Here is a 26,076-nt window from a genome sequence, read left to right as displayed (position 1 = left end):
AATTAATGTTCTTTGATCACGTTGTAGAAGGTATCGCGTTCCAGAGCGCGCTTTCCTGCGCCTTTGATCAACCAAACCAACTCATCTACTGTTAGGGCTTGCTGGGTAAGTGCACCGGCTGAGTGGCTGATGCGCTCCTCGATCAAGGTTCCGTGAGCATCGGAAATTCCCATTTGCAGAGAAAGCTGTGTGAGTTGGGTACCGATGTTGATGAAGTATGCTTTGATATGCTGGAAGTTATCGAGCATCAGACGGCTGATCGCCATTGTTTTCAAATCATCAATGGCAGAGTTGCGGCGTTTGATGCCTGCTGTTGCTTTGATCGGTTGAACAGCCAATGGAATAAATACCATGAAGCCGTTTGTGTCATCTTGCAGCTCGCGCAGGCGGAGCATGTGGATCACGCGCTCTTCCAATGTCTCGATGGAGCCATACAGCATGGTAGTATGTGTTTTCAAGCCCAACTCATGAGCCGTGCGGTGTACTTGCAGGTACATGTCTGTACTTGCTTTTTCCGGGCTCATTTTCATCCGATAGCGTTCAGTCAAAATTTCAGCACCACCACCAGTAAGGCTTTGAAGACCAGCCTTCATCAGCTCTTGCAAAACCTCGCGGATGGAGAGACCGGAAATGCGGGAGAAGAACTCAATCTCTGCACCTGTATACGATTTAATCGTCACATCCGGGTACGCTTTTCTCAAGGTACGAAGGGTGTCGAGGTAGTATTCAAATGGCTTGTGCTGGTTATGTCCGCCAACGATATGAAATTCACGGATACCTGGATGGAAGCGAGTTTCTACATAATGAAGCAACTCTTCCATGCTCATCGTGTAGGCACCCTCATCCCCTTCATCGCGGCGGAAGCCACAGAATTTGCAATGAGCTTCACATACGTTGGTTGGGTTGATGTACAGATTTTGCAAAAAGTAAACGTTATCCTGATTCTTGCGATAGTTAACAACGTTAGCCAATTGTCCAATCGTCAAAAGATCGTTGGAATTAAAAAGGGTGACACCGTCTTCCAAGGTAAGTCTTTCGCCATGCATAACTTTTTCAGCGATTCCGGCGAGAGCTTTGTCTTGTATGGCAATCGTTTCAAGCGCCATTCCAAACACTTCCTTTCAAAGTCAATGGTTCTTAGATGAAAGAGCTTTAATCCAGACGTACCCAATCGATATTCGTTCCATGGGAGTGGAAAGCTCTTAGAAATAAAGTAAATCTCGGGCAACAAGAGCACCTATATTATAAACCTCTTGGTAAGTACGAACAATATCATAAGTTCTCCAACTCTACACTTGGCTCCTTTTCGCCCCATTTTCGATGAAGAGCCGTTATTTCTTTGTATGAAATATTGTAAAAAACTAACAAATATCGGCATTAAATGGGGAAAGTAGGAATTTTCCGTTTGCGAAATTCTAGCTGTTCTTGTAAAATATAGTAAGAAAGCCTGATCTATTATTAGGAGGAGCTTCAAATGCGGGACGTTTTGCTCGAGAAAATCGAACTCCTTCGACAGCGTATGGTAAATATGGGGTTAGAGTTTGGGTTAGATCATCCAGATGTCCTTGAATACAGTATACAAATTGATCAACTACACAACGAACTGATCCAGATCGATCATAGTCTGTCTAAGGCAGAGAACCGGAAGAAAGCGTATAGATTTTATTTAATGGAAAACAATGCACACTTTGCATAGGAAGGGGAAACCCTTCTTTTTTATTTGGAAAGAGAGAATGAGCGCGTAAAGTGCAGGGGAAGCTTGTGGGAAGAAGCGTTTCTTAGTAAACTGAATATACTGGTTGTAACAAGTGCAGGAATGATTAGCCTGTGAAGGAGGGAAAGAAGCATGATTACATTGACAGAGCGCGCCAGTCTGAAAGTAAAAGAAATGCTGGCAGCAGAAGGAAAACCCGATGTGTTTTTGCGGGTAGGTGTCAGAACAGGTGGTTGCAGCGGCTTTACCTACGGGATGGGCTGGGACGAAGAGATGAAAGAAGGCGACGAGACCTTCGAGCAAAACGGTGTGAAAATTGTTGTCGATAAGGACAGCTATCCATACATTAAAGGTACAGAAATCGATTTTAAGGAATCGATGATGGGTGGAGGCTTCTCCATCGAGAATCCGAATGCAGTCGCTTCTTGTGGTTGTGGATCTTCGTTCAAAACAGCGTTGGCTGAAGGAAAAGCGGAGAAATGTGACGACTAAGACAAATGAAGAGAAATAAAACGGAACCCCCTTCGACTTGTGTGAATGATTGCGCACGAGTTGAAGGGGTATTTTGTTGTGCGAAATGAAATGAATTTACAAAATATGGACTTAAAATTATAGTTATGAATAATTGGAAGTAAAATGAAAAAACGAGAGGCAGGATTATGATGAAGAAATTCAAACGACTTACTGCTTGCGCATTTTCAGCCATCCTTTTGTGTACGGCTATTCCCGCTACGATTGATGCGGCACCACAGGTGAAGTCAAAAGGATATGTGGCAGGCGATCTGACGTTGTTTCCACAACTTGATGTGAATGTGGGCGAGAAAGTCACGGTAACAGCAACGATTGCGAAGCACGGGAAGATAAAAGGAGATGCGGAATTTCGCTTTACAGGTCCTGATGAGGATTTCGTGATGGAAGATGTGAAGGTTACCGAAGGAAAAGAGCAATACGAGGTAACGGGAACCTTTACGCCCTCGGAAAAAGGAAAATATGAGATTAAACTCACACTAACCATGAAGGGCGAGGAAAAGCAAGAGATACAGGGTGCGGCGTCTGGCATCATTCGGGTAGGAGATGAATGGAAATACTTCTTTGTCGCAGATGAAGACAGCAAGCTGAAAGGTACGATCTACAAGGATAAATTGGTCAACGAGAGTCCGATGAAAGTGAGTCAAGCCAAGCAGTTGACCGGTAAAATCTTTCGAGGAAATCAAGAGATTTATTACTTGCAGCCTAACGATCCAGCAACGGAAAAAGGTCTGCACAAAAGCTCTCTTTATAAAGTAAAGCAAGGTAGCAGTACACCTGAAGCTGTGAAATTTGCAGGAGACAAGATTACGTCCTTTGTCATGGATGAAAGCGATATGTACTTTACGGCTTATACTGACGACAACCGAGCGATGCTGTATAAAGCGAAAATCAATTCGGACAAAAAAGAGGAAGTTCTTGAAAATGTAGATTATGTAACGGTTTCGAATGGCTGGTATTACTTCCATGAAAGCCTTGATCAAGGACTTTATAAAATGAAGCTGAATGGGTCAGAAAAAACGAAGCTTACCAAAGATGATACAAAAATAGATGGAAGCAAGGGCGGCAGCTTTGAAGTTTATACGGACGCGATTGCCTACGTGGATAGCAGCTCTCGGCATGTGCTGATTTCCAAAGAGGGTAAGTACCTGCAAGATGGCAAGCAATTGAAGGGAAAGATCGTTGATGTCGTAGGTGACAACATTTTCTATCTGGACAGCGACAAAGCTTTATACCGGACACAGATCTCTTCAGATAAACCAGAGAAAATCCTGGACTTGAAGAGCGATGCGATTGTAGAGATAAACGTACCCGCACAATACATCCTCTATGCCAAAACGAACAATGAGCTTTACAAGGTTCAGTGGAAATAACACAAGGAATCGCAATCCATACTTCGGTATGGATTTTTTTGCGGCAACCTGTCACAAAATGACAGCTTTGTTTGTTATACATGGCGAATCGGAGGTGAGAGGGCTTGGATCATAACGAAATGGAGCAAGTGTTAAAGGAGGTCAGAGCTGGGGATATCGACCAATTTGGTTTAATCATCGATGCGATGCAAAAGCCATTGTTCGTGTATTGCTATCATATGCTGGGACACCGACAGGAAGCGGAGGATGCTGTCCAGGAGGTTTTCTTGAAGGCATTCGAGCAACTGGATAGCTATCGACACAACGTTTCTTTCTCGGCATGGATGTATAAGATCGCGTATCATCATTGCTTGAACTTGTTAAACAGGGCGAAGCTGAATCGCGTGGTCACTTTTTTGCGTGCGGGGATTCAGACGGTCAGTCGCCATGAGGGTGAAAAGAAGATTGAAGATACGGAGTACTTGAACAACCCTCTTCATGTAGCGATATCAAAGCTATCCGTAAAGGAGCGGAATCTCCTGATCTTGCGTGTGGTGGAAGAACGCAGCTACGACGAGCTGGCCTTGTTGTTTGATAGAAAGCCAGCTACGCTGCGAAAACAGTATGAGCGGGCATTGAAAAAATGTAAAGCTTACATGCTCGTGAGTGAAGGCGGTGATAGACATGACTCGATCTCAGCAACCCGATGATTGGAAACAGCAGTTACTAGCAGCCGCCGATGATTTCGATGTCAAGGATCAAGTCCTTCAAAAAATCAAGGAACGAAAAAATATATCGGAGGGAAAACAGATGAAAAAAAGATTAGGATTACTTGTCGCGGCTATTCTTGTGTTTGGGGGAACATCCGCTTATGCAGCCATAAAGGTATACGAATTGAAGAATGAAAAAGGGGAAGCAGTAGTGAAAGTGCAGCAGACTACAGCACCACAAGAAAAAAGTAGCGAAGAAACGATAAAAACCTTTGAAGACGCACGAAACTCGCTTAAGCAAGGAGAAGGTGCAGCGATTTATATACCTGGACCGGACAATCCGAAAAAACGTGTTTCCTTCACATATATTCCTGTTGAACATCTGACCACACCACCGTTGCAGAAAGAAGTGGGCAGCTTTTACGAGGTACCGGCAGAGATAGCGGGTGGCTACAAATTCGTAAAAGGACATGTCGAGTATCCATTTGATTATAGCCAACCAGAATTATTCGCTGAAATGCACAAGGAGGCTGAGAAGGACAAGAAACAAATCGTCATGCGAAAAGTTTCTCCTAAGCCGACAATAAATAGAGTCTTTACGTTGTACAAAGGGAGTGAAGGCGCTGAGACAGACGGGGACGTGTACATCGCCATCACGAACTTTGAAGGGGTGAAATGGATCGAAGAAGCAGCAGGAGAGGATGCAATTGTAGAAAAAGTGAAAGTACAAAAATATGAGGGAATGTATGTGGCACAGAAGCTATTGGATGGAAAAGAACAAAAACTTGTAAAAGTTTATCAAGAAGACAAAAACAGGCTCATTGAAGTGGGTGCCATGAATCCTGCTTTGACGAAAAAAGATTTACTGATGATTGCCGAGAATTTGAAGTAGATAGCCATGAAAATAGAGGGCGGAGACGAGGGAATTTATCGTCTCCGTTTTGTTTGGAACCAAAAGAGATAGAACAAGATTCCCACAGCGATGATGACCACGATCCCTGTAAAGACATAATCAGTCCATACTAGATTGGTAGAACGGATCGGCATGGCACCAGGACCTAGCGCTTGCAGATCCCCTCCGGCATCGGACTTGATGGCTGTTCGTGTACAGATGTTAGTTTCCAGCTCATTTAGCTCCCAATAAGAGGCATAGACAAGATATTCTTGACCCGGTTGAAAAGGAATGCCGCATGAACCTCCAAGACCGCTGGTGACGATCTGAACTTGTGTCTGATCTACCCCTTTCCACGTGGACTGCACCTCGAAAATAACATCAAAGCCCCCTCGCTCTGGTTTATCCCAAAAGGGAAGCCAACGAAGCCAGTCTGTCCGCTCATTTACCTGGAGCACCTTGCCTGTAAATACAGCAGCAGACTGATCCTTTGCTGTTAAAGGGTCAGGAGGTCTGGCACAACTACAGGCCGACGCAGGAAAAGGCTGGATGAAAAAGGTGAAAAGAAGCACGAACGAGAAAATGATAAGAATACCTTGAACGTTCCTGAAAATCATCACTGATCCACTCCTCTAAACCATAAGACGGAGAAAAGAGAGGATTGTTCCGAAAATGATGGTAACGATTTTTTTGTGTATTCTGGTGGGAATAATCTTTCTCGCCTACCATACGACTTATGTCAAAACATCGACAGTGAAGCTGACCCTCCCTTCTGTCCCTCCACTCACATTGGTTCATCTTTCTGATCCTCATGGACGAATACGTTTTTGGAATGGAGAGCTACACAAACTGGTGAATGTCCACGAGCCGGATTTGGTGATGGTGACGGGAGATTTGACCCAGCACAGTGGGCAGTTGCCGCGTGTGTTAAATGAGCTAGCAAAAGTAAAGAGAAAGGATGGAATCTTCTTTGTTCCTGGCAATTACGAGAGAGAGGCAGGAAGATTTCAGAAAAGGGTCTATTCCGCTGCTGTTTCCCGTTCCCAAAAAGAAGCCTGGCAGCAGGTGATGACGGTATTGGAAAACGAGAGTGCCGTGATAGAAAAAGACGGCAGTCGCATTTGGATATACGGTTTTGATAACTCGATTTACGGCAATGAACGGCATACGAAAAAAGAGATTCGGCAGGCGAACTTGACGATCTTTTTAGCTCATTCTCCGAACATTATCTCGTTGATTAGCAACGAGGGTTTGAAAGCTGACCTTCTGTTGACCGGACATACTCACGGGGGACAAGTCCGCATGTTCAATCGTACTGTTGGTGCTTACAAGCATTTTCATATCGGGCAAAAAGAGGATCCATTCGTTGGCGTATTTGGCATTAGTCGCGGATTAGGTACTTCCAGGCTGCCAATCCGGCTCAACTGTTTTCCGGAGATCACGGTATACATGATCAATCCATCATGAACGCTCAAGTTCAATAATCGTTCCCCAATTCGTCACTGTTCGTTCACAGGATGTCAGATTTTGGATTGGTCTCATCGAGTAATATGGAAGTGTAGAAAAAGAAGAAAGAAGGGGTCGAAAGTGAACAAGAAGTGGGGTCTATTGATTTCTTCAGTTGCATTGTCTGCAATGTTGATGACAGCATGCGGCGGAGACAAGGAGCAAGCTGCTAGCACGAATGCTGTAGCGACTACTGGCACACAAGTGAATATCGAAGCTAGTAACTGGAAATTCAATCAAGAAACCTATGAAGTAAAAGCTGGCGAAGAGTTCACGCTCAACTTCAAGTCGACAGAAGGCTTTCACGGTATTGGTATCCAAGGGCTGGATGTAGACCTTCAAAAAGATGGCAGCAAAACGATGAAAATCGATGCCGCTGGTGAGTACACCATCTTTTGCAACGTGATCTGTGGACCGGATCATGGAAAAATGGTAGCAAAATTAGTCGTGAAATAATTCGATTCTTTTAATAGCATAAAAACAACAAACAAGCACTTTGGCCTGCATAGCAGGTCAAGGTGTTTTTTCATTTCACTAGTGGGGACATACTACAGGGGCAGCCACTCATCGAGTAAGGGAGGGAACCACATGTCCAAACACAACAACAAAGACAAACGTCCAACGGAAGCATCCGCCGGCTCACGCAGCACTCCTCCGAAAACGGGAGAAAACACTGGGCATAATTTGCGGAAAGAAGATCGATCGTAACATACCGGCTAAGATGAAATAGGAAAGAGTCCTCCCCTGACGGAGGGCTTTTTGCTTGTTATATACATGTTTTCGCGATTTTTGCACATGGTAAGAAGGAAAAGTTTTCAAGTCGGTGATGCGATCCAAAAAGGAGATGAGTGACACTGGATAAGAAACACTACTACGTGACCTTGCAAGCGGGAACGACCGTGGCAGAAATCCGCGATGAAAAAGGCTCCGCCACGTACGATTTTGAGATCGAAGCTACCGACGTAGAAGTTGGCATGATGCGCGATCTGTTCAATAACTGTATGCACGGCGATTTCATGATGTGGATGCATGGGCATACGCTATGGACTGACATGCCGGATCGGGACAACGACGAATACGATGACAACCTGCGGGCCATCTATCAGCTTATTTATCAGTATGGCACCGAAAAAACGAAAAGCGATCTGGAGCAAATGGGCCTGGTAAAGCTATTGGGGTTGGATAGAGAAGAATTGCGTCCTTTTTAACGGATCAATCATAGACGTTTTCGAAAAGAAGAAGGAGTGAACAGCATGAAGATGTGGAAGCAAGGAATGATGACTACAGCGCTGGTAATGGGTCTCGCGATGCCAGGAGTCGCGTTGGCCCAAGATGTGTCTGCAACAGTTGCACTGGTGATCAAGCCGACTCACAGCCATGAAGAGCATGGAGAAAAGCACATGAAGGTGCAACATAGCTCAAACAGAGGCGTTCATCAAAAGATGTACATGCTCTTGCTGGCGGAAAAATATGCACCAGATAGCGTGGGGAAATGGCAGGCAGCGTTTAAAGAACGCGATCGTTTAATGAACGAGTTTGGGGCGTTGAGTGACGACCCGAAATGGCAGGCGAAGCGTGAAGAACGCAAGCAACTGATCAACAAGCTGAATGAACAAGTGAAAAAGGGCGAAATCACCAACGAACAGATGGAAAAGCAGTTCAAGGAATGGAAAGACAAAAACATAGGGCCGAAAGAAGAACGTGACGCCCGAAGAGCCCGAATCGAGCAAATGAAAAAGACACACGAAGCTTTTGACTCGGCGATTGAATCTGGTGATACTGCCAAGATTAAGGAGTCGCTTCAACAAATGCTGGAACAAATGCAAGCAAACAATTCTCGCATGGCGGAAAAGCTGGCCATGAAGAAAAAATAACGATTCGAACAAAAAAAGGACGTGACCGACTTACTGGTACGCGTCCTTTTCCATATCGGTTACAAGCATAACGGGGGTCCATTCATCCAGAAAGACCTTTTCTTCAATTTGGCAGGAGGGACACCAGCCTGTATGGACGCATTGGTGGCGCGTACGATCTAAGTAACCGTTGTCCATCTTGGCATCGTCTATCTCCCGGTATGGGCTGTAGCTCCCATAAAAGTCATACAAACGGCCTGCATCTTGCAGAGCTTGACCGCATGCTGAACAGGCTTGTTGGAGCGGTGTGAAGCCATTGCAAACTGGGCAGAGATGATTCAAAGTGTAATCGCCTCCTCGTTGCTTCTACTGTGCACGCCAACAAAAGCGGTTATGCAATGGAATGAAAAATCCCTGTCGCAGCCATCGGAGGCAACAACAGGGACGAAACATTTTTACAATTTGAAGTTGTCCATGCTTGAAGAATGACCAGGCTGCAATTTGGCATCCGGATTAAAGTAGGAAACTGCATTGTTTACAGCGGTAGGTGCTTCACCAAATCCGACAGCGATCAGCTTGACCTTACCAGGATAGGTAGCGATATCGCCTGCTGCGAAAATGCCAGGAATGTTTGATTCCATGCGTGTATCGACCACGATGGAGCCTTTTTCGAGCTCCAGCCCCCAGTTCTTGATTGGACCGAGAGAGGAGATGAAGCCAAAGTTGACAATGACTGCATCGACTTCCAGATCCATTTCTTCTTTTGTCGTGCAATTGGCCAGCGTGAGTTTTTCAATGCGCTCCTCGCCGTGCAAAGCTGAAATTTCGTAAGGTGTCGTGACGTTTACTTTGGAGGACATAAGCATTTCTACGCTATGTTCATGTGCGCGGAACTTGTCTCTGCGATGGATGAGGTGTACTTCTTTTGCGATGGGTTCTAGCATGAGGGACCAGTCCAGAGCGGAATCACCGCCGCCAATAACAGCTACACGCTGTCCCTTGAAGGAGTTCAGATCGGTAACAAAATAGTGCAGATTGGATTTTTCATATTTGACGGCATCTGGGTGTTCCAGCCTGCGAGGTTCGAACGCTCCTACCCCAGCAGTGATGATGACGGATTTGGAGTAGTGAGTGCCTTTGTCCGTAGTGATTTCAAACACATCGTCTACTTTTTTTACGACATTTTCCACTTTTTCTTCCAGGCAAACGGTCTGCTGAAAGCGGGAAGTTTGATCTTTCAGATTATTGATCAAATCCTGTGCTAAAACCTTTGGAAATCCGGCAACATCATATATGTACTTCTCCGGATAAAGAGCGGATAATTGCCCACCTAGCTGGGGCATGCTCTCAATGATTTTTACACTGGCCTGCCTCATCCCGCCATAGAAAGCGGTAAATAACCCGGCAGGGCCTCCACCAATGATCGTAATGTCGTAGATTTGCTCGTCCTTTTGCAGAAAATTCAATCCAAAGCACCTCCGAATTAATCGTAAGCGAACTCCTCAACCATTATAACCCATCTAAGTGTAAAAACAGGAGAGAAAATTCGAAAGATGATAGGCAAAAAAACCTTGCAAATCCAATTGGTTGTCGATAAGATGAGGATGACTGTAAAGAAATTGTCACATTTTTCTATGGGTGACTTTGTGCATTTTTTCACAGAGTGGTTCGGATGGCATCGGAGGGCAATAATTCCGATACAACACGGATCATAAATTGGGGCATCTTAATTTGTACCAGACCACGTGAAAAATCGCACAATCTTCCTGAAGTTACCATGAAAAATGACATCATACATGATTGGAAGGGATACTGATGGGTACACCCAAAATCCTGATTCTTGGCGCTGGATACGGTGGTTTGCTCACAACGTTGCAGCTTCAGAAAAAGCTCAACTACAATGAGGCGGAAATCACCTTGGTCAACAAGCACAACTATCACTACATCACGACTTGGCTGCACGAGCCGGCTGCAGGTACTGCACCAGCGGATCACGCCCGCGTCAGTCTGGATGGCATTTTGAACAAGGACAAAGTCAACTTTGTCAAAGGAACGGTGCAAGCCATTCAGTCAGAAGAGCAGACCGTTACGCTCGATAATGGCGAGGTGCTGTCATATGACTATCTCGTCATCGGATTGGGTAGCGAGCCAGAAACGTTCGGAATTGAGGGACTCAAGGAGCATGCATTTAGCATTCGCAGCATCAATGCGGTCCGCAATATTCGCGAGCATATTGAATACATGTTCTCCAAATTTAAAAATGAACCTGATCGTATGGACTACCTCACGTTTGTTGTGGGTGGAGCTGGCTTTACAGGTATTGAGTTTTGCGGAGAGCTCGGCGATCGTCTGCCAGCGCTTTGCCGAGAATTTGATGTTGATCCAGAACTGGTGAAAGTCTACTGCATTGAGGCAGCGCCAACTGCATTGCCTGGCTTTGACCCAGAGCTGATTCAATACGCCATAAATGTATTGGAGAGAAAAGGCATCGTGTTCAAAATTGGAACACCCATCAAGCAGTGCACTCCGGATGGCGTACTGTTGAATACCGGAGAAGAAATCAAATCAAAGACCGTTATCTGGGCAGCAGGTGTTCGCGGCAACAGCATCGTGGAAAAAGCAGGCTTCGAAGTCATGCGCGGTCGCGTCAAGGTAGACGAATACTTGCGTGCGCCTGGTCATGAAAATGTTTTTGTCGTAGGAGATTGTGCCTTGATCTTCAACGAAGAAGGACGTCCGTACCCGCCAACTGCGCAAATCGCGGTGCAGGAAGGCGAGACGCTGGGTGAGAATCTCGCTGCCTTGATCCGTGGCGATCTTCCGCAAAAATTCATCCCGCATCTGCAAGGGACACTGGCTTCTCTTGGAAAAGGTGAGGGTATCGGGCAAGTTGGTTCGAAAAAGCTGTTCGGCAGCACAGCAGCCATGATGAAAAAAGCGAGCGACCTGCGCTACTTGTACAAAATTGGCGGCGTCGGTCTCGCACTGAAGAAAGTAAAGCTGTAAAACGATGCGTCACGCGAGCATTCAAGTCCGGGGGCTCATGGTCCGCGAAGAGATGGATCGGTACAACGCCATGATGGAAGTGGGCCTTTATCTGGAGGAGCAGGGGCGACACGATTTGGCATGGCATGTACAGCGTGAAGTAGATATTCTCATCCTGCCTGCCATCGAACGGCTCAAGGAAAAGGGCCGCGAAAGGGATCGGGAAAATCTGCGATACATGATCGATAATGGGCTCCTAGATGACGAGGATGATTGATAGGTACCCCCGGCGAAGAAGAGCCGGGGGTTTCGTTTAGCTAGGACATGAAAGGAGCGAGCCGGATGCGCGAAGGGAAGGTTTGGCTAGGCGCCTGCGGAATTGTCATTCGTGGGCAAGAAGCATTGGTTGTCAAAAAAACGTACAGCGGACTAAAAGGGCAATGGTCATTTCCAGCGGGATTCGTGCAGGAGGGTGAGACAGTAGATGAAGCAGCAGTGCGTGAGGTGCTGGAAGAAACGGGTGTCGAGGCAGTCGTGCGACAAGTAGCGGGAATCCGTTCAGGCGTCATTCGAGAGTCCATTAGTGACAATATGGTCGTTTTTTGGATGGATTACATAGGGGGAGAACCCCGTCCACAGGAGGGTGAGATCGCGGAGGCGAAATTTATGCCCATACAAGAGCTGCTTCATGATCCGTTGTCTTCGACTTATTTGAAAATCATTTTGCCAGACTATATCAAACGGGAACAGGGAATGACAGGTCAATCGTTTGCAATCGATCCCGTTTTTCAATACACTTCCTATAAAATCTTTAAGTAATCCTGCGAATAAGCTAGATAAACTGCAATGTTTCCGTTTACATTGCGGTTTTTTTATGGTTTTTCGCGATGAACTGCATTGTAAACCAAGGGGAGATTCTGATATAGTTAGATACATCAAAATAATCTGAAAATACACGCGATTAATTCCCGCGCATGTATGCCGAAAGGGGAGCTCAACATGAGACAAAAACAAGAACAGTGCCCATACTGCCATGGCCAAGGGTATTTCCAACTGCTCCTGGGGGGCTCGGAGAATTGCCCTAACTGTGACGGAGCCGGTACACAGGAAGCTCAGAAGGAAGCTGTTTCTTCTCATCCATAATGAGTAAGGAACCTCGCATAGAAAACCGTCGAAGCGAATGCATCGGCGGTTTTTTCTGTCAGGCGTGCAACACATACGCTTGGCTTCTCTTATTGACCGATCCCTCGCCTTTTTGCTACACTTAATACCGAAAATAGCCCGCCTTTCCTGTATTTGCATAAAAAGTGGCAAAAGGTGGAGAAGGTGGCAGGAGGTCTTTTTCGGCGATGAACTTGATGCAATTTATGGTATCCATTGTTCTGTTCTCCGTGCTAGGGTTTGGCATTGGGTTTATTTTAAACATGATTTTGAAAACGACATGGTTTCCAGTTGTAATCGGCGTTGGTGTAGTCGTAGGTGCACTTGTCTATCAACAAATCGTTCCGGGAATTTGGGACTCGCTCATTCTGGGCTGCGGCATGGCAGGTACAGTGGCGAGTGGCTGGACCATTCACACGCTTCGCAAAAAAGGATATCGGATGTTTTAAAACACGCACAAGCAGGCCGTCGTTTCGGGCCTGTTTTTCTTTTGGCAGTTGATTGGCAAAATGGGCAACAGACTGAATATTTCTATAATCAACCAAAATTTGTGTATACTTTCCTCCTCGTCGGGACATGACTAGAAACGAGAGGAGGTTTACCAAGAAATGAATGGAAAGCAGTTCGTAAGTATCGTCGCGCTGTTCATCCTGGTCTTGACGGCCTTCGCAAGCGATGGATACAGCTATAATGTTGTGGGAGACTACGGTGTCTCGTCCACTTTTGGAATCAAGGAAACGAAAGAGGGGCAACGTGTCGTCAAAAAACGGACGGTATCTGCCAGTTCTCTTACTCAAGTGATTGATAAAGCGGATGTATTTCACGATCAATATCCAAAAGTACGTGTAGTGGCGACAGGCTACTATGCCGGATACGAATCGACGGGCAAAAATCCATCTCACCCGTCCTATGGCATTACCTATTCAGGTGTAAAAGTACGTAGAGACGATTATTCCACGATTGCAGCTGATTTGCGTGTTTTCCCGCTGGGGACCATTTTGTACATTCCCGGTTATGGATATGGTGTGGTAGCTGACAAGGGTGGAGCGATTCGCGGCCATAAGATTGACCTGTATTTCGAGACCAAGCAGGACGTATTCTCGCAATGGGGGAAAAAGTCGGTGGACGTGTATATCGTAAAAAAAGGCGAAGGCAAAGTAACGGAAGCTTTTCTGAATAGCTTGAATGAAAAAGGAATCGCGGCCATGGCGGAGCCCGTCAGCGGCCAACAACAAACTGAATAGCAACGAATGAAAACAAATGGATGCCGCATCGGTGGCATGAAAGAAAAAAGAAAAAACGTTCAAGGCACTAGCTTTGAACGTTTTTTGTGTCATTTTGTATGAATCAAATCAACCAGCTTCTCCAATCCTTCCAAAATGCGAGGAGAAGGGCGGCAATAGAGGCCCTCTTCTAACAAGTGAACCTGATTGTTTCGAATCGCGGTCATATTCACCCACTCTGGGCGATTGGTGATCAGATTAGGCTTGATTCGCTTCAGTTCAATTCCGCACCAGACGACGCAAATATGATCCGGATTACGTTCCATGACCATTTCCCGCGTAGCCTTGACGTTCGCGACAGGATAATCTGCAAAAATATTGATGGCACCCGCAATGTCACTTACATCGGTCAACCAGTTTTCCTGACCCGGTGTGTAGATGGGATTTGGCCACCATTCCCAGTATAGCTTCGGGCGTTGCTCGTACGTCGCTGCCTTTTGCCGGATACTTTTAATGGTTTCGTCAAATTGGATCGCAAGCTGCTCGGCTTGCCTCTGTGTTCCTGTCGCCTCACCGACGAGTCTTATATCATGAGCGATATCCCCGATGCGGGAAGGGTTCAGGACGATATGAGGAATGTCTCTGTTGCCCAGAGCTTCTATATTCTTCTCCATGCCAGGAACAGAGAGGGACGCTACGACCAGATCCGGTTGGAGAGCAGCGACCCGGTCCATATCGATTGTCAAATCGGGTCCAACCCGAGGGAGATGCTGCCACTCCAGCGGCCAGTCAGAGTGATCATCCAAACCGACGACATGCTCATGCAGGCCTAAATAATACAGGATTTCGGTATTGCTGGGACAGATGGAAACAATGCGCATGGGAGCCCTCCTTTAAAAAAACGGATGGAGCAATAACGCAATCATGACGCCTAACCAGCCGCCGATCAATACCTCGATCGGTTGATGGCCGAGTAGTTCTTTCAGTTTTTTCGCTTTTTCCTGGCTAGGGCGTACTTTTAACGATTTCATTCCTTCTAGCAGGTGGTTAAATTCATCGACCAGCTTATTTAAGACAACGGCTTGCATACCGGCATGGCGGCGGACACCTGCGGCATCAAACATCACGATCACACCGAGAATCGCTGAAATAGCGAACATGTTGCTGCCAAAGCCCTCACGCAGTCCCACGGCTGTGGATAGTGCCGTCACGGCAGAAGAGTGAGAGCTGGGCATACCGCCTGTACTCATGAGCAGTGACCATTGCCACGTTTTCGTTGCAAAAAAATGAAGGGGAATTTTAATAAATTGGGCGATCCCTATGGCTAGCAGTGCTGCCCATAAGGGGAAGTTTTCAAAAAAATCCGCCACGGAAAATCCATTCCTTTCTACTGTGCGCTTATCTCTAGGATTATTGTAACAGAAGGGCGTTGTCTTAATCCGTGAAGTTTTTGTTTGGATGTAAAGTGACTGCCAATCTGTGTTACCATGAAGATGGAAGGTTCGAAACGGAGGCATGCATCCATGGGATATCCCGAGCAGTATTTGCAGTTCATTGAAAAATTCAATGATGGAGAATACTATGAATGCCACGATCTGTTGGAAGACATCTGGATGGAAGACAAGTCAGACAAGTTTTTGCAAGGATTGCTGCAATTGTCAGTCGGACTGTACCACCAAGAGTACGGCAATATCAAAGGTGCTCGCTGGATGTTAGGCAATGCACGAAAGTATTTGACTCGTTACCAGCCAGTTCATTGGGGACTGGACGTAACAAAAGTTCTTCGTTACATAGATGAATGCGAGAAATTGTTGCCGGAAAAGGATGTCATTTCTTACACAGAGGCAAAAGCCATGACGTTTCCACCCTTGCGCTTATATGTCGACACATCCTGTTAAAACAAATGTGCCCATATAGTATCCTACCACACAGAAAGAGGGAAGAGTATATGAAAGTAGCAGTAGAAAATCGCATACAGCTTGTAAATATCGCGTGTGATGAACTGATTGTCCCGCTATGGAAGGGTGAGGAGCTTTCGCAAGTATACCCGGAATTGGATGAAGCTTTTGGGGGCAGTCTGAGTGGCTTGCAGCAGGACAAGGAAATTACGGGTGAGGCAAAAGAAATTACGGTTGTTCACGGAATGAACAATGTGGCTGCAAAAAAACTGTTGATCGTCGGGATGGGTGAACCGGGGAAATTTGATTTCGTCGCAGCCCGAAATGCATGGGGACGTGCAGCCAAAACGGTTGTAGGAAAAGGCAACGGGAAAACAGTCGTGATTGATTTGCCAACAACAGAGCATATGAGTGCAGACCGTCTGGCGCAGGCAGTTACGGAAGCCTTTGGACTTGCCGAATACAATTACGAGGGCTATCGTCAAAAGGCAAAGCGTGAGTTTGACCCAATTGCGACGGTGCAGATTTTGGCAGCAGATGCCGATGCTTCATTGGTACAGGCGGGTGTTGCTCGTGGTTCGGCGCTCGTATCCGGGACGAATCTGGCGCGTACGCTCGTCAATGAACCAGCTAACTACTTGACTCCACGCGCTTTGAAGAATGCAATGGTCGAGGTAGCAGAGCGCTATGGCATGACTGTAGAAGTCATGGAAAAAGCGAAGCTGGAAGAGATGGGAATGGGCGGAGTTCTCTCTGTTGCACAAGGTAGCGAGCTCGAGCCTTATGTCGTCGCAGTCAAATATCAAGGAAGAGATACATGGGACGATGTCATTGGCTTGATCGGTAAAGGCGTGACATTTGACACAGGTGGGATCTCCATCAAGCCAGTAGCAGGCATGGAAGACATGAAGTCGGACATGGGCGGAGCGGCTACGATGATCGGCGCACTGGAGGCGCTGGGACAGATTAAACCAAAAGTAAACGTACTGGCTGTTGTCGGTACCGTGGAAAACATGCCATCCGGAACGGCATTCCGTCCAGGGGATGTCATCACGACCATGAGCGGCAAAACGGTGGAGATCATTACGACAGACGCAGAAGGTCGTCTCGTACTGGCTGATTGTATCACCTATGCAAAAGAGCAAGGAGTGTCTTGCCTGGTGGATGCCGCTACCCTGACAGGTGGTATCGTGGTCGCACTCGGTCATTTTTGCTCAGGTGCTATGACCAACGACAAAGCACTGTTGGATGAGTTGATGAACGCAGCAGACGTGGCGGGTGAGCGCTTGTGGCAGCTGCCTACCTTCGATGAGTACCGCAGCCTGAACAAGAGCCGTTTTGCCGATTTGAAAAACTCTGGTGGACGTTATGGCCACGGCATCATCGGCGGTGTTTTCCTGCAAGAATTCGTAGGCGATACACCGTGGGTACATCTGGACATCGCGGGTACCGCGTACACAGCAAGTGCTGGCGACATGCAACCAGCTGGCGGTACCGGAGCGATGACGCGCACCATTGTTGAGTTTGTTTCCAGCCGTAGTGAATAAGAGGTAGTTCAATTTCCCATTTCCATATAAAAAGGAGTGTTTTCACATGGCACAAAATCCAAGCAACGAAGTACGTCGTCAACTGCTGGAGGATGCAAAAACGATCGCAGTAGTGGGGCTGTCCAACAAGCCGGATCGCACCAGCTATATGGTATCGCAAGCTATGCAGAACGTGGGCTACAAGATCATCCCGGTCAATCCTGTCATCGCTGGTGAAACGGTTTTGGGTGAAAAAGTGGTTGCCAGCCTGTCTGAGATCGATCAGCCAGTCGACATCGTCGATGTGTTCCGCCGCAGCGAAGACATGATGCCTGTTGCGGAGGATGCAGTGAAAATGCAGCACAAGCCAAAAGTGTTCTGGATGCAACAAGGCATTGCCAACGAAGACGCGGCGAAACTGGTTGCAGATCAAGGCATCGAGGTTGTGCAGGACATGTGCATCAAGGTAGACCACGCCCTTTTGCGGGTTGGAAAATAAGAGACTGAACAATCGGGGAGTGGAAACAACATGTTTATCAACCCAGCGGCTGATACCAAGCGCGATCGCATTCCACCGAATCAAAAACAGACGACAGGCTTTCCTGTCCTGCACTACGGAGAGGTTCCTGAATATACAGATCTCTCTACAGAGTGGAGCTTTCGCCTTTTCGGTCTCGTCGAAGAAGAAGTAACACTAACCTACGAACAAATGATGGCCCTGCCAAAAGGTGGCACCACCAACGATATTCACTGCGTGACAGGCTGGAGCAAGCTGGACAATGAATGGGAAGGCATTCCGGTGGAGGAAGTTCTGAAGCTGGTCAAGGTGAAGCCGGAAGCAAAGTACGTCATGCTGCACGCTGAGCACGGATGGACTGTGAACATTCCGCTTGTCGACTTCATGAAAAACGGCAACCTGTTCGCTACGAAGCATAACGGCGAGGATTTGACCCCTGAGCACGGCTGGCCGCTGCGCTTTGTCATCCCGCATCTTTACTTCTGGAAAAGCGCCAAGTGGGTGCGTGGGATTGAGTTTATGGAGAAAGACAAGCAAGGGTTTTGGGAGAAGAATGGATATAATATGTATGGAGATCCCTGGAAAGAACAGAGGTTTGCTTGGGATTGATTAATTTAATAGTAATTATAAAAACGATTATCATGATGCTGGATTCTTCCATCATCTGGATAGTCGTTTTTACTTTTGTATGATAAAGCTTGTTTGTTATCATGGAAATATCTGGAAACACCTAATAAAGATGGGGCGGAGAGATTATGTTTATTTCAAAAGTAAGCATTAAAAGTTTTAGAAGTATTGAATGCTTTTCTGATAATTTCTCCTTTTTTTGTCCATCTTCTATGTACTAAAGGAGTATCATTGGAAAGGTGCTAATTTACTCTTTCAACCAAAACATGAATTTTTGTGATTTATACCTTTTTTGTGTAATAATTATTTTTGATATAATTTATGTTTTATCAAATTCTTGTTAGATAAACTTTATCAAAACATTCTCAGTTTATTTCTTGGAGTATACGAAATTAGTAAAATAAACGTTTTTAGAAAGAAGGGGAATTTCTTTGAGCTATTCTGACGAAGCTATTTTTGCTGTAGCCAAATTTTTTTCCAAAGTTGGCGTTAATTTTTTTGAGACAAGAGGATCTAATGATAATGGTATAGATGTCTATCTCGAAGTGACATTAGAGAAAAATCAGAGTGGAATATTTTTCGCTGGACAAGTTAAAGGCGGCAAGTCATTTATAAAAAAGACTGGGAACAGATGTTATGTTTATGATCCTTCGAAAAAGCACGTGGAACACTGGTTAAATTTTTACTTACCTGTTTTTTTATTTGTTTTTGATCCTGAAGAGGATAAAGTGTTTTGGATTGATATTCAAAAATATATAATGTCCAATCCTCAAAAAAATAATGAGGGTTATTCTTTTGATTTTAGTAAAGAAGGGGCAGAATTAACGAAAGAAAGTGCTCTTTATATTGTGAACTATGCAAAAGCACGAGCGAATCAACTGACTTGCACTGTGAAAAAAGCTGAATACGAGTACGACTTGTTCCTTGAGATATCTAAAAAATACAAAAATGAAAATAACTATCAAAATGAATTGGAACTACATAAAAGTGAGATTGCAAAATGGTTAAAAGAGAAGACTATCTCAGTATTGAATCAAAATATTACAGAGAAGATGATTAATCATATTTATTATTACTATCATGGTATGGGCGTTATAGGAGCACTCCTTGGAGATCATTTAGTTTCCAATATCTTTATTGAACAAGGCAGATTCTTTGTTGAAGAAAAAAACGGAGAAAAGAAAATGTTAAATACAAATAAGTTTGATTTTGACGAATGTATTAGATACTTTGAAAGATATATCGTTGAAGAAAACAGAGCTGGCCAAATTGCACTGAAAAAAAATATAGAAATATTGATAAATAAACGACCGGTATTTTCTAAAGAGAGTATAAACATCTTTATTCCAACGGAACCGGAACCTTTACATAAATTAAATGAAAGCAATCAAATACCAATTGAAATAAATGATCTTTTGAGTACCATAATTAAAGAAAAAAAGAATGTTTTGTTTGTAGGGGGTAATCATTCAGAAAAAGAGTGTATTATCTCTGCATTAACTAGCTTCTTTGGTCATAATGAGGAGGTTGCTTTAGTTGAGGATCGTAGAAGAATAAGTGTAAAAGGGATAGAATCCAAAAATTTCACAGCAAATTCAAATAACAGAGACGTAATGCTAAAGCAAATACAAAAGGGATTAATACTAGAGCCAGATAGATTAATATTTGATATCGGTAATTTTGTTTCGTATAAAGACTCTTGTTTGCCGGAACTTTTAGGGGTTTTCGGCAAGAGAAAAGGGTGTTTTGCGACATTTCCTATGCGGGCAGATATTTTTGATAGAGGACTAATTAAAGGGATAGATATGATAACTAGTCGTTTTGAGAATGTAACACTATCCAGTGTAGACGTAATTATTACAGTTGAAGATTTAAAAGATAAAGGGTTTATAAACAGTATTTGGGCGAATAAAAAAGATACGTGGGAAAACTTACACAAAAGAAGTATCTCAGAAATTGTTAAAAGTCTATCATAAATTAATGGCTACTTTTGCATATGAATGGTGATCCCTGGAAAGAGCAGAGGTTTGCTTGGGATTGATTGGGGAAAAGAGGCGGTGATTATCCGTCTCTTTTTTTGTTTTCATGAGCTTACACTACGAACCGAGGCGCCGATCGGGCTGGGAAAATTCGGTATTGTCGAGCAAATTGCCATCGCAGTCAACGGAAACATTTGAATTTCGGTAACGTAGATGGTGATAGTGTGTCATTGTCTTAATACCCAGTCCAATCTTCAGCATTATAAGAATAGATGCCAAGTATAAACAAAATAACTATAAAAACGAACACATAGAACCATTTAGTTTTAGAAGACCTTGAATTTAAGATGAGAGCCCACCCGATAAGAAGGATCAACGCAAATGTCATTTCATTTTTGTTCCTCTCAATAGTAACTGTATACTCATTCTCATTTGAGAGTAATGTTAGTGTACACAACAAAATTTAAGACTCCTATTAGCATCTGGATGCAAAGAGAAGCAGCAGCAATATACAAAGCTGTTCTTCCTACACTTTTAAATTGCTGATTTTGGTTAAAAAATGAAACGATCCATACGATTAGTCCGATGGGAAAGAAAATAAAGCTAAAGAAATAAACAATTCCTTTTTCGAATTTGTTCATTTGGATTGTCACCTTTTAGTTTTTAGGGTATTTTACAACATATGGATTTTATTGGCAAAACACACTATTTGTTAACGGTATCGGTCTTCGGAAATTCGTTTCAGAGCATGAGTTCTTAGTTCATCGTTATTATCTGTACTCAGTACTTGCAGAGCTTTAAAAGTAGCTTTCTTGTTATAAGCAATACGTTGTCGAACAAAAAAATCGGAATCGCTGATCACATAATCATTCCTCTTAGCTGTTGGTATTGGAATTATCTCACAACAACGCCAGTGTGAAATCATTAGCTTAACAAACATTATTGGAATAAAAGAAAGCCTAATCTTCCCAGAAAGAAAAGATATTTATCTATGATTATTGCGGCAAGATTAGGCGAATGCCCGAACGAACAAGTTGAACTCATGCGTATCTTAAGGGGTACTGTAATATAGGAGATGGGAGTACACTCTTCAACGGAATGTTTTTGTCTCTTCACTACAAAAAAACGGAATTCATTGTCACGAAATCCTTCGAGCTGGATCAAATAAGTGATCTGAAAATAGAAGGGAAGTCAACGAAATGAAAAAACAAACGTTTTTAGCCGTTAGTATGATGACATTGCTGTTGTCAGCAGCAGTTCCATTTGGGAGCATGCCAGCACCAGCTTATGCAGACACTCAGACGCAATTGGCCCCGGAACCAATGAAAAAACTCGCACAATTGGACAAAAATGTCGTAGAGGCTGCCAAACAAGCCATGCAGAAGGAGGCGGGCAGTCTGCCGATCGAGTTGGATGAGATTACAGGGATGAACGCCGATTGCTGGGCGATCTCAGCCAAAGACAACAGAGGCGAGGTTCTGGTTACCAAAAAAGAGGGAACGGTCGTATCTGTACATGTTAACTTCAAGTTCAGCGAAGTGGCTACAGATTTGCAAAATACTGTCATGAGCACGTTGAAAAGCATGGATGGCACACAGGCTTTTACATTTGATAAGGTAGATCGAAACAGCTCGGATGTAGAAAACAGTTGGGTGTTTAGGGGGGAGAATGTAACGGCATCCGTCGAAGCGACAACAGGGAAGCTCAGCTTTGTTTCGATAAAATATACAAGCCAAAAAATTAACCCCAAGGTGGTCGATACAGCACAAAAGGCAATGAAGGCACTATCAAACGGAAAAGCATCAGCATTGCTCCCTGAGGTTTCGCTCCTGAAAAACTCGGATTATCACTTTGATCAGGTGTGGAGCTTCATGGATCGTGACCGTACAAATAGTGTCTTCATCGGGGCGAAAACAGGGAAAGTTGTTTCAACCATCAATTACAATGACTTCAGAGATAGCAACTATGTTTCGGACGAAGATATTCCAAAAGTGTTTGCCAAACCGTTCTATACGAAAGAAAAAGCGATTGCTGCCGCTAATCCAATGGTGAAGAAAATCTTTCAAATAGATTTGACAGGATACAATGTTTCAACAAAATACAACGAGTATACCTTTACGAAAAAGGGAAAACCGACCGTTACGGCATCGATCAATAAAAAAGGGGTTTTTTATGGTTTTACCGTCACTCCGGAAAACGGCATGATCAACTAGACCGTTGATTCTAACAGGATGTGGAGGTTCGGTTGGGGAAGCTCCCGCCAGGCGAAATGTCTAGGCGGGTTCTTTACTTTATTTGCTATATTTCTATATTGAAGTTGTATAAGTAAGCATTTTTTAATTGGAAGTGGCATTCAACTATTTCTTAATTTACTTATGGGCGCAGATATTCCGGTAGTACTAGATGAAGGGGAGTTTATTCGGTTTATAAAGTATTCTGGCGTATTGTTTTCACTATTTGTGGTTTTCTTATCGTTACAACGAAAAATCTCTATACTGATCATCAATACTTTTGTTCAAATCATTATTTTTGGTTGGTGGTCAACTAGCCTAGAATCATCATTAGAAATGGAAACAAGAGTAGACGAGTTAATTTATAGTAGCCTAACGGGATTGGGCAGTTCGATGCTAATCATTACTTATTCCCTTGTTCTTTTCGTTAAATTACTGAAGGAAACCGGAAAAATTAAACTATAATGCCTTTAATACTTATCCACCGATTTCATGTCGATCATCTCTAAAATTTCATCATAAGTCATTTTTTTAATCACATTGTAGTCAAGTGCCCTGAAAATAAATTCACGACGTAATTCCTCTTGTTCATTTTTAGGCTCAGGAAGATTTTCACCAGTAGCTATAGTGTTGAAACGAGGATTAAAAGTTTCCATATTGTCGTCCGCATGAAGTTCTACCCAAATCTCTTTCGATGAGCGATCATTTAGTGTGAGAAGGTAACATACTTTTACGAGATAACCGTCATTATCGGTGTTTCTTTCAGCCATAATATTCTTTACATGTACTTCCTTTGCGGGAAGAATGCCTTTCTTCTGCATTTCCAAGTATGTTGCGAGTTCTTTATGGGTTGTAGTTAATCCTTTCTTTACTCGTTCTTTTTCGTCAGGACGTAAATTCCAAGTGAGATAAAAGTATGTATTCCATAGATCCTCTTCATTCTTTTGTGTAAATAAATGATGCCATTCAATTGTTAGTATTTCCGTCATTCGACTTAAGGTAGTATCGTGGTTCTCTAATCGATCAAGAATTTCTAGCTTTTTATTATAGTCTACCAATTGAGGCTGGGGACTTGCTTGCATGGATAACGCATTGTTACTAGTAGTACATCCAGCTATTGAAACGACAGAAAGCAACAAGAATACTTTTAACTTTTTGTACATGCAAATTACCACCTTTTAACATAATTTATATCTAAATTGAATGACAATTATTTGGATGGTTAATATAATCATAATAGTAGCAATATACTATATATGGAAGAAAATAAAGTTAAAGGTAGTCGGTGCGGGGAACGGAACGGCTTACGCATCAGGCATAAATCCATATGACGATTTTTAATTGGTATTGGGTTACTACTTATTAAGAAAGAAGTAGGGGGATATTCTAAGGATCATAAAGGAATGGATATTACAGTAAATAAGGAGCCGGTATATAGTCCTCAAAAAGGAACGGTTTTAAGTCAGTAGTCATGGACTTGGCTTAGTCCATCAAGCGTCTAATTGTATCATGCAGCAAGGAAAGTTGAGCCTTACTGATTCTACGACATTAGACGAAAATAATTTGTCCTGAAAGTACTAGGAGAAAGCAGGTGAAGTTATGAAAAAATTGATCGCTGTTTCTGTTGCTACAATTGCTTTGTTAGTAGGAGGAGCATTTTCTTATAAAGAATTAAAACCTACTGAAAAAGATTATAGAGTTGCTATGAATAAGGCCGATTTTATTTTGTTTGAAAATATCGGAGAGGTTGAAAAGTACTCCGGCTATATAGTGCAAGCTGAATTTACCGGAAAGAGATCATTAAAAGAATGGAATCTTGGCGAAGGTGATGTAAAAACTGCTTCAGAGTCTGAAGTGAAAATACAGAAGGTTCACAAGGGAAGTCTTAAAGAAGGAGATACAATCTCTGTATATGAGCCTGCTTATTTCGAGGGTGATGTTTTTGATACAGTGGAAGGCTATAATCTCATGAATGAAGAAGGTACCTACGTATTATTCTTGAGAGATACAGGTGATAAAGATGGATATGCAATTATTGGAATGTATCAGGGTAAATATGATATCAGTGCAGGTATGCAGAATACAAAGGCTAAAAAAGCACAACAAACTGATACGTACCGTAGTTTAGAGGAAAGTGAATATTTTGGTGAAAATGTTGAGCAGTTTAATAAATTGAAGAAAGAAGTTTTAGAGAAGTATAATTAAATATTAGTTAAATTATTGCCTCCGATCGATTCGGGGGCTTTTTTCGGTTGTTACTATGTGGATAAGCGTACAATTAACTACAGATATGTTGGCGTTCATATCGTATGTTGACGTAAAAGAGACTTCGGATTGGTGGTGCGATCGACCAATTGGCATGATGGAGCTGGGCGTTCCCCCCTACACACTAGCAGGTTTCAGCGTCTTCAAAATTTTGAGGCACCATTCAGTTAGATAGAAGGTGCCTCTTCGTGTTATTTGGTATATTCCATGACTTCAAAGGATTGAATCTTGCTGAATGCCACATAGTCTTTGCGTGAAGTAAATGGTCCCTTGTTAAAGTCCTTATCGAACATATATGTTTCTTTGCCACGTCCATCTGCACGGCCATTGTACCAGACGATGAAGTCCTGTACTTCCGATGCAGTTAGCTCAAATTCCTTCTCAAGACCACTGATCATTTTAATTACAAGCAATGCATTGTCACCAGTTGGGTTAGGATTTGGATCTGGGTTAGGATTTGGATCTGGATCTGGGTTAGGATTTGGGTCTGGGTTAGGATTGGGATTTGGATCTGGGTTAGTCGGATTAGCATTTTCCATCATCTCTAATTCTGTGATACCAACAACTGAATTATCAAAACCTTTTGTTATATTTATACGATATCTATTGTAGGAAGCACTGTTTGTAAATACAAATTCTTTTTTTTCGTTAGAACGCCACGATACCAAATTTTGGGTATCCAATACAATCCACTCTGTTCCATTCCAAGCTTCAAATGTGAAATTTTTTGGAGCGAGAATTTCCCACTTTGGTAGAATTGCATATTTTTCAATTCGCTTTGGTGTTTCAAATTCGTATTCTAGCCAAGATTGAACTTTATCTGAGTACCAGAACGAGCCTTTATTACGGTCGTCAAAGGCATAGTAAGCAAAGTTGTTATTAAATACTCGGCTCGCACTTGCTTTACCACTAGGAGATGTGTCACTTGTCATTACGGGAACTACATTTTCTGTATACTGTTCCTCAGCATGACCGATGCTCTGAGCTGAAAATAAAACAGAAAACATGAGGGCAAAGCTAAAGATTTGCTTCCAGAACCTTTTTGTTAAATTCATCATAGTCCTCCTTGATGTGTAAAAAATGGATAATTTACCTTAGAAATATATTAC

At 43.5% G+C, this 26,076-nt stretch carries 32 protein-coding genes; 24 read left to right on the top strand and 8 right to left on the bottom strand.

The genetic code is table 11. The annotated features are described in order from the left end of the window. Positions 1 to 2: 2 nt before the first annotated feature. The gene (mqnE, locus tag HPY31_RS13820) at positions 3 to 1,106 is read right to left on the bottom strand and encodes an aminofutalosine synthase MqnE (RefSeq protein ID WP_015893009.1); all 1,104 of its coding nucleotides are present in this window, start codon (positions 1,104 to 1,106) and stop codon (positions 3 to 5) included. Positions 1,107 to 1,474: 368 nt separating this feature from the next. Between mqnE and HPY31_RS13815 the strand changes: the two genes are divergently transcribed. The 5 genes from HPY31_RS13815 (at position 1,475) to HPY31_RS13795 (ending at position 5,196) form a co-directional block, all read left to right on the top strand. Continuing rightward, on the top strand, positions 1,475 to 1,696 hold the full coding sequence (locus HPY31_RS13815) for an aspartyl-phosphate phosphatase Spo0E family protein (RefSeq protein WP_016742266.1): 222 nt from the start codon (positions 1,475 to 1,477) through the stop codon (positions 1,694 to 1,696). Between the two features lie 150 nt (positions 1,697 to 1,846). Next, on the top strand, positions 1,847 to 2,206 hold the full coding sequence (gene erpA / locus HPY31_RS13810) for an iron-sulfur cluster insertion protein ErpA (protein ID WP_007716763.1): 360 nt from the start codon (positions 1,847 to 1,849) through the stop codon (positions 2,204 to 2,206). 167 nt (positions 2,207 to 2,373) lie between these two features. Beyond that, entirely contained in the window at positions 2,374 to 3,615 is a 1,242-nt protein-coding gene (locus HPY31_RS13805) for a DUF5050 domain-containing protein (RefSeq protein ID WP_172141192.1), read from the top strand. Positions 3,616 to 3,719: 104 nt separating this feature from the next. After that, positions 3,720 to 4,304, top strand: a complete 585-nt coding sequence (locus HPY31_RS13800) for an RNA polymerase sigma factor (protein ID WP_172141191.1) — start codon at positions 3,720 to 3,722, stop codon at positions 4,302 to 4,304. After that, positions 4,279 to 5,196, top strand: coding sequence for a hypothetical protein (locus HPY31_RS13795; protein ID WP_172141190.1), 918 nt, complete (start codon positions 4,279 to 4,281; stop codon positions 5,194 to 5,196). The genes HPY31_RS13800 and HPY31_RS13795 overlap by 26 nt, the downstream gene beginning before the upstream one ends. Positions 5,197 to 5,231: 35 nt before the next feature. Here the strand turns inward: HPY31_RS13795 and HPY31_RS13790 are convergent, their stop codons facing one another. Then, positions 5,232 to 5,813, bottom strand: coding sequence for a hypothetical protein (locus tag HPY31_RS13790; protein WP_216675622.1), 582 nt, complete (start codon positions 5,811 to 5,813; stop codon positions 5,232 to 5,234). Between the two features lie 55 nt (positions 5,814 to 5,868). Here HPY31_RS13790 and HPY31_RS13785 point away from each other — a divergent pair, with 55 nt between their 5' ends. The 4 genes from HPY31_RS13785 (at position 5,869) to HPY31_RS13770 (ending at position 8,576) form a co-directional block, all read left to right on the top strand. Continuing rightward, positions 5,869 to 6,663, top strand: coding sequence for a metallophosphoesterase (locus HPY31_RS13785; protein WP_172141188.1), 795 nt, complete (start codon positions 5,869 to 5,871; stop codon positions 6,661 to 6,663). A 120-nt stretch (positions 6,664 to 6,783) separates the two neighbouring features. After that, on the top strand, positions 6,784 to 7,158 hold the full coding sequence (locus HPY31_RS13780; RefSeq protein ID WP_172141187.1) for a cupredoxin domain-containing protein: 375 nt from the start codon (positions 6,784 to 6,786) through the stop codon (positions 7,156 to 7,158). Positions 7,159 to 7,550: 392 nt separating this feature from the next. After that, the gene (locus tag HPY31_RS13775) at positions 7,551 to 7,910 is read left to right on the top strand and encodes a hypothetical protein (RefSeq protein WP_172141186.1); all 360 of its coding nucleotides are present in this window, start codon (positions 7,551 to 7,553) and stop codon (positions 7,908 to 7,910) included. A gap of 45 nt (positions 7,911 to 7,955) precedes the next feature. Beyond that, positions 7,956 to 8,576, top strand: coding sequence for a hypothetical protein (locus HPY31_RS13770; protein ID WP_172141185.1), 621 nt, complete (start codon positions 7,956 to 7,958; stop codon positions 8,574 to 8,576). Between the two features lie 30 nt (positions 8,577 to 8,606). Here HPY31_RS13770 and HPY31_RS13765 read toward each other — a convergent pair whose 3' ends face one another. Both HPY31_RS13765 and HPY31_RS13760 read right to left on the bottom strand, forming a co-directional pair. Beyond that, complete coding sequence (locus tag HPY31_RS13765; RefSeq protein WP_172141184.1) at positions 8,607 to 8,897, bottom strand: hypothetical protein; 291 nt, start codon at positions 8,895 to 8,897, stop codon at positions 8,607 to 8,609. A 113-nt stretch (positions 8,898 to 9,010) separates the two neighbouring features. Then, positions 9,011 to 10,021, bottom strand: a complete 1,011-nt coding sequence (locus HPY31_RS13760; protein ID WP_172141183.1) for an NAD(P)/FAD-dependent oxidoreductase — start codon at positions 10,019 to 10,021, stop codon at positions 9,011 to 9,013. A 349-nt stretch (positions 10,022 to 10,370) separates the two neighbouring features. On the opposite strand from HPY31_RS13760, the gene HPY31_RS13755 reads away from it, so the two are divergent. The 6 genes from HPY31_RS13755 (at position 10,371) to HPY31_RS13730 (ending at position 13,945) form a co-directional block, all read left to right on the top strand. After that, positions 10,371 to 11,561 carry an NAD(P)/FAD-dependent oxidoreductase gene (locus tag HPY31_RS13755; RefSeq protein WP_172141182.1) on the top strand — a complete coding sequence of 397 codons (1,191 nt, stop codon included), beginning with the start codon at positions 10,371 to 10,373 and terminating at the stop codon, positions 11,559 to 11,561. Positions 11,562 to 11,565: 4 nt separating this feature from the next. Continuing rightward, complete coding sequence (locus HPY31_RS13750) at positions 11,566 to 11,817, top strand: hypothetical protein (protein ID WP_007716742.1); 252 nt, start codon at positions 11,566 to 11,568, stop codon at positions 11,815 to 11,817. A 65-nt stretch (positions 11,818 to 11,882) separates the two neighbouring features. Continuing rightward, the gene (locus tag HPY31_RS13745) at positions 11,883 to 12,359 is read left to right on the top strand and encodes an NUDIX domain-containing protein (protein WP_172141181.1); all 477 of its coding nucleotides are present in this window, start codon (positions 11,883 to 11,885) and stop codon (positions 12,357 to 12,359) included. A gap of 159 nt (positions 12,360 to 12,518) precedes the next feature. Continuing rightward, entirely contained in the window at positions 12,519 to 12,683 is a 165-nt protein-coding gene (locus tag HPY31_RS13740; RefSeq protein ID WP_015892991.1) for a YuiA family protein, read from the top strand. A gap of 206 nt (positions 12,684 to 12,889) precedes the next feature. Further along, on the top strand, positions 12,890 to 13,150 hold the full coding sequence (locus tag HPY31_RS13735) for a YuiB family protein (protein ID WP_015892990.1): 261 nt from the start codon (positions 12,890 to 12,892) through the stop codon (positions 13,148 to 13,150). Positions 13,151 to 13,309: 159 nt separating this feature from the next. Further along, positions 13,310 to 13,945, top strand: a complete 636-nt coding sequence (locus HPY31_RS13730; protein WP_015892989.1) for a 3D domain-containing protein — start codon at positions 13,310 to 13,312, stop codon at positions 13,943 to 13,945. 89 nt (positions 13,946 to 14,034) lie between these two features. Here the strand turns inward: HPY31_RS13730 and HPY31_RS13725 are convergent, their stop codons facing one another. Together HPY31_RS13725 and HPY31_RS13720 are read right to left on the bottom strand one after the other, a co-directional pair. Beyond that, positions 14,035 to 14,805 carry a cobalamin-binding protein gene (locus HPY31_RS13725; protein WP_172141180.1) on the bottom strand — a complete coding sequence of 257 codons (771 nt, stop codon included), beginning with the start codon at positions 14,803 to 14,805 and terminating at the stop codon, positions 14,035 to 14,037. A 12-nt stretch (positions 14,806 to 14,817) separates the two neighbouring features. Continuing rightward, a complete protein-coding gene (locus tag HPY31_RS13720) occupies positions 14,818 to 15,294 on the bottom strand; it encodes a divergent PAP2 family protein (protein WP_015892987.1) in 477 nt (158 codons plus the stop codon). A gap of 153 nt (positions 15,295 to 15,447) precedes the next feature. Here HPY31_RS13720 and HPY31_RS13715 point away from each other — a divergent pair, with 153 nt between their 5' ends. The 8 genes from HPY31_RS13715 to HPY31_RS13680 all read left to right on the top strand — a co-directional run bounded on the left by HPY31_RS13715 (position 15,448) and on the right by HPY31_RS13680 (position 23,167). Next, on the top strand, positions 15,448 to 15,822 hold the full coding sequence (locus tag HPY31_RS13715; protein ID WP_016742253.1) for a DUF309 domain-containing protein: 375 nt from the start codon (positions 15,448 to 15,450) through the stop codon (positions 15,820 to 15,822). A 50-nt stretch (positions 15,823 to 15,872) separates the two neighbouring features. After that, positions 15,873 to 17,369, top strand: coding sequence for a leucyl aminopeptidase (locus HPY31_RS13710; protein ID WP_172141179.1), 1,497 nt, complete (start codon positions 15,873 to 15,875; stop codon positions 17,367 to 17,369). Positions 17,370 to 17,415: 46 nt separating this feature from the next. Further along, on the top strand, positions 17,416 to 17,847 hold the full coding sequence (locus tag HPY31_RS13705; RefSeq protein WP_172141178.1) for a CoA-binding protein: 432 nt from the start codon (positions 17,416 to 17,418) through the stop codon (positions 17,845 to 17,847). Positions 17,848 to 17,877: 30 nt separating this feature from the next. Further along, entirely contained in the window at positions 17,878 to 18,474 is a 597-nt protein-coding gene (locus tag HPY31_RS13700; RefSeq protein WP_172141177.1) for a sulfite oxidase-like oxidoreductase, read from the top strand. A 449-nt stretch (positions 18,475 to 18,923) separates the two neighbouring features. Continuing rightward, positions 18,924 to 20,468 (top strand): DUF4365 domain-containing protein, encoded by a 1,545-nt coding sequence (locus HPY31_RS13695; protein ID WP_172141176.1) that lies wholly within the window; start codon positions 18,924 to 18,926, stop codon positions 20,466 to 20,468. A 51-nt stretch (positions 20,469 to 20,519) separates the two neighbouring features. Continuing rightward, entirely contained in the window at positions 20,520 to 20,669 is a 150-nt protein-coding gene (locus tag HPY31_RS13690) for a hypothetical protein (RefSeq protein ID WP_172141175.1), read from the top strand. Positions 20,670 to 21,670: 1,001 nt separating this feature from the next. After that, a complete protein-coding gene (locus tag HPY31_RS13685; RefSeq protein WP_172141174.1) occupies positions 21,671 to 22,684 on the top strand; it encodes a hypothetical protein in 1,014 nt (337 codons plus the stop codon). A 162-nt stretch (positions 22,685 to 22,846) separates the two neighbouring features. After that, positions 22,847 to 23,167, top strand: coding sequence for a hypothetical protein (locus HPY31_RS13680; protein WP_172141173.1), 321 nt, complete (start codon positions 22,847 to 22,849; stop codon positions 23,165 to 23,167). A 5-nt stretch (positions 23,168 to 23,172) separates the two neighbouring features. Here HPY31_RS13680 and HPY31_RS13675 read toward each other — a convergent pair whose 3' ends face one another. Next, the gene (locus HPY31_RS13675; RefSeq protein WP_172141172.1) at positions 23,173 to 23,865 is read right to left on the bottom strand and encodes a hypothetical protein; all 693 of its coding nucleotides are present in this window, start codon (positions 23,863 to 23,865) and stop codon (positions 23,173 to 23,175) included. A 436-nt stretch (positions 23,866 to 24,301) separates the two neighbouring features. Here HPY31_RS13675 and HPY31_RS13670 point away from each other — a divergent pair, with 436 nt between their 5' ends. Next, positions 24,302 to 24,907 (top strand): hypothetical protein, encoded by a 606-nt coding sequence (locus HPY31_RS13670; RefSeq protein ID WP_172141171.1) that lies wholly within the window; start codon positions 24,302 to 24,304, stop codon positions 24,905 to 24,907. Between the two features lie 251 nt (positions 24,908 to 25,158). Here the strand turns inward: HPY31_RS13670 and HPY31_RS28840 are convergent, their stop codons facing one another. Continuing rightward, positions 25,159 to 26,025, bottom strand: a complete 867-nt coding sequence (locus HPY31_RS28840; RefSeq protein WP_253901798.1) for a hypothetical protein — start codon at positions 26,023 to 26,025, stop codon at positions 25,159 to 25,161. Between the last annotated feature and the right edge of the window lie 51 nt (positions 26,026 to 26,076).

Source organism: Brevibacillus sp. HB1.3 (assembly GCF_013186635.1).
Lineage (GTDB): Bacteria > Bacillota > Bacilli > Brevibacillales > Brevibacillaceae > Brevibacillus > Brevibacillus brevis_D.
This window is presented reverse-complemented; position numbering and strand designations above follow the sequence as displayed.

Bases quoted from the DNA above. Each gene is read 5' to 3' on its own strand.
- HPY31_RS13670 (WP_172141171.1), top strand. From the start codon at position 24,302: ATGAAAAAATTGATCGCTGTTTCTGTTGCTACAATTGCTTTGTTAGTA.
- HPY31_RS13740 (WP_015892991.1), top strand. From the start codon at position 12,519: ATGCCGAAAGGGGAGCTCAACATGAGACAAAAACAAGAACAGTGCCCA.
- HPY31_RS13790 (WP_216675622.1), bottom strand. From the start codon at position 5,813: ATGATTTTCAGGAACGTTCAAGGTATTCTTATCATTTTCTCGTTCGTG.
- HPY31_RS13685 (WP_172141174.1), top strand. From the start codon at position 21,671: ATGAAAAAACAAACGTTTTTAGCCGTTAGTATGATGACATTGCTGTTG.
- HPY31_RS13675 (WP_172141172.1), bottom strand. From the start codon at position 23,865: ATGTACAAAAAGTTAAAAGTATTCTTGTTGCTTTCTGTCGTTTCAATA.
- HPY31_RS13700 (WP_172141177.1), top strand. From the start codon at position 17,878: ATGTTTATCAACCCAGCGGCTGATACCAAGCGCGATCGCATTCCACCG.
- HPY31_RS13735 (WP_015892990.1), top strand. From the start codon at position 12,890: ATGAACTTGATGCAATTTATGGTATCCATTGTTCTGTTCTCCGTGCTA.
- erpA (WP_007716763.1), top strand. From the start codon at position 1,847: ATGATTACATTGACAGAGCGCGCCAGTCTGAAAGTAAAAGAAATGCTG.
- HPY31_RS13710 (WP_172141179.1), top strand. From the start codon at position 15,873: ATGAAAGTAGCAGTAGAAAATCGCATACAGCTTGTAAATATCGCGTGT.
- HPY31_RS13725 (WP_172141180.1), bottom strand. From the start codon at position 14,805: ATGCGCATTGTTTCCATCTGTCCCAGCAATACCGAAATCCTGTATTAT.
- HPY31_RS28840 (WP_253901798.1), bottom strand. From the start codon at position 26,025: ATGATGAATTTAACAAAAAGGTTCTGGAAGCAAATCTTTAGCTTTGCC.
- HPY31_RS13750 (WP_007716742.1), top strand. From the start codon at position 11,566: ATGCGTCACGCGAGCATTCAAGTCCGGGGGCTCATGGTCCGCGAAGAG.
- HPY31_RS13705 (WP_172141178.1), top strand. From the start codon at position 17,416: ATGGCACAAAATCCAAGCAACGAAGTACGTCGTCAACTGCTGGAGGAT.
- HPY31_RS13805 (WP_172141192.1), top strand. From the start codon at position 2,374: ATGATGAAGAAATTCAAACGACTTACTGCTTGCGCATTTTCAGCCATC.
- HPY31_RS13680 (WP_172141173.1), top strand. From the start codon at position 22,847: ATGGGCGCAGATATTCCGGTAGTACTAGATGAAGGGGAGTTTATTCGG.
- HPY31_RS13795 (WP_172141190.1), top strand. From the start codon at position 4,279: ATGACTCGATCTCAGCAACCCGATGATTGGAAACAGCAGTTACTAGCA.
- HPY31_RS13730 (WP_015892989.1), top strand. From the start codon at position 13,310: ATGAATGGAAAGCAGTTCGTAAGTATCGTCGCGCTGTTCATCCTGGTC.
- mqnE (WP_015893009.1), bottom strand. From the start codon at position 1,106: ATGGCGCTTGAAACGATTGCCATACAAGACAAAGCTCTCGCCGGAATC.
- HPY31_RS13715 (WP_016742253.1), top strand. From the start codon at position 15,448: ATGGGATATCCCGAGCAGTATTTGCAGTTCATTGAAAAATTCAATGAT.
- HPY31_RS13755 (WP_172141182.1), top strand. From the start codon at position 10,371: ATGGGTACACCCAAAATCCTGATTCTTGGCGCTGGATACGGTGGTTTG.
- HPY31_RS13815 (WP_016742266.1), top strand. From the start codon at position 1,475: ATGCGGGACGTTTTGCTCGAGAAAATCGAACTCCTTCGACAGCGTATG.
- HPY31_RS13785 (WP_172141188.1), top strand. From the start codon at position 5,869: ATGATGGTAACGATTTTTTTGTGTATTCTGGTGGGAATAATCTTTCTC.
- HPY31_RS13770 (WP_172141185.1), top strand. From the start codon at position 7,956: ATGAAGATGTGGAAGCAAGGAATGATGACTACAGCGCTGGTAATGGGT.
- HPY31_RS13745 (WP_172141181.1), top strand. From the start codon at position 11,883: ATGCGCGAAGGGAAGGTTTGGCTAGGCGCCTGCGGAATTGTCATTCGT.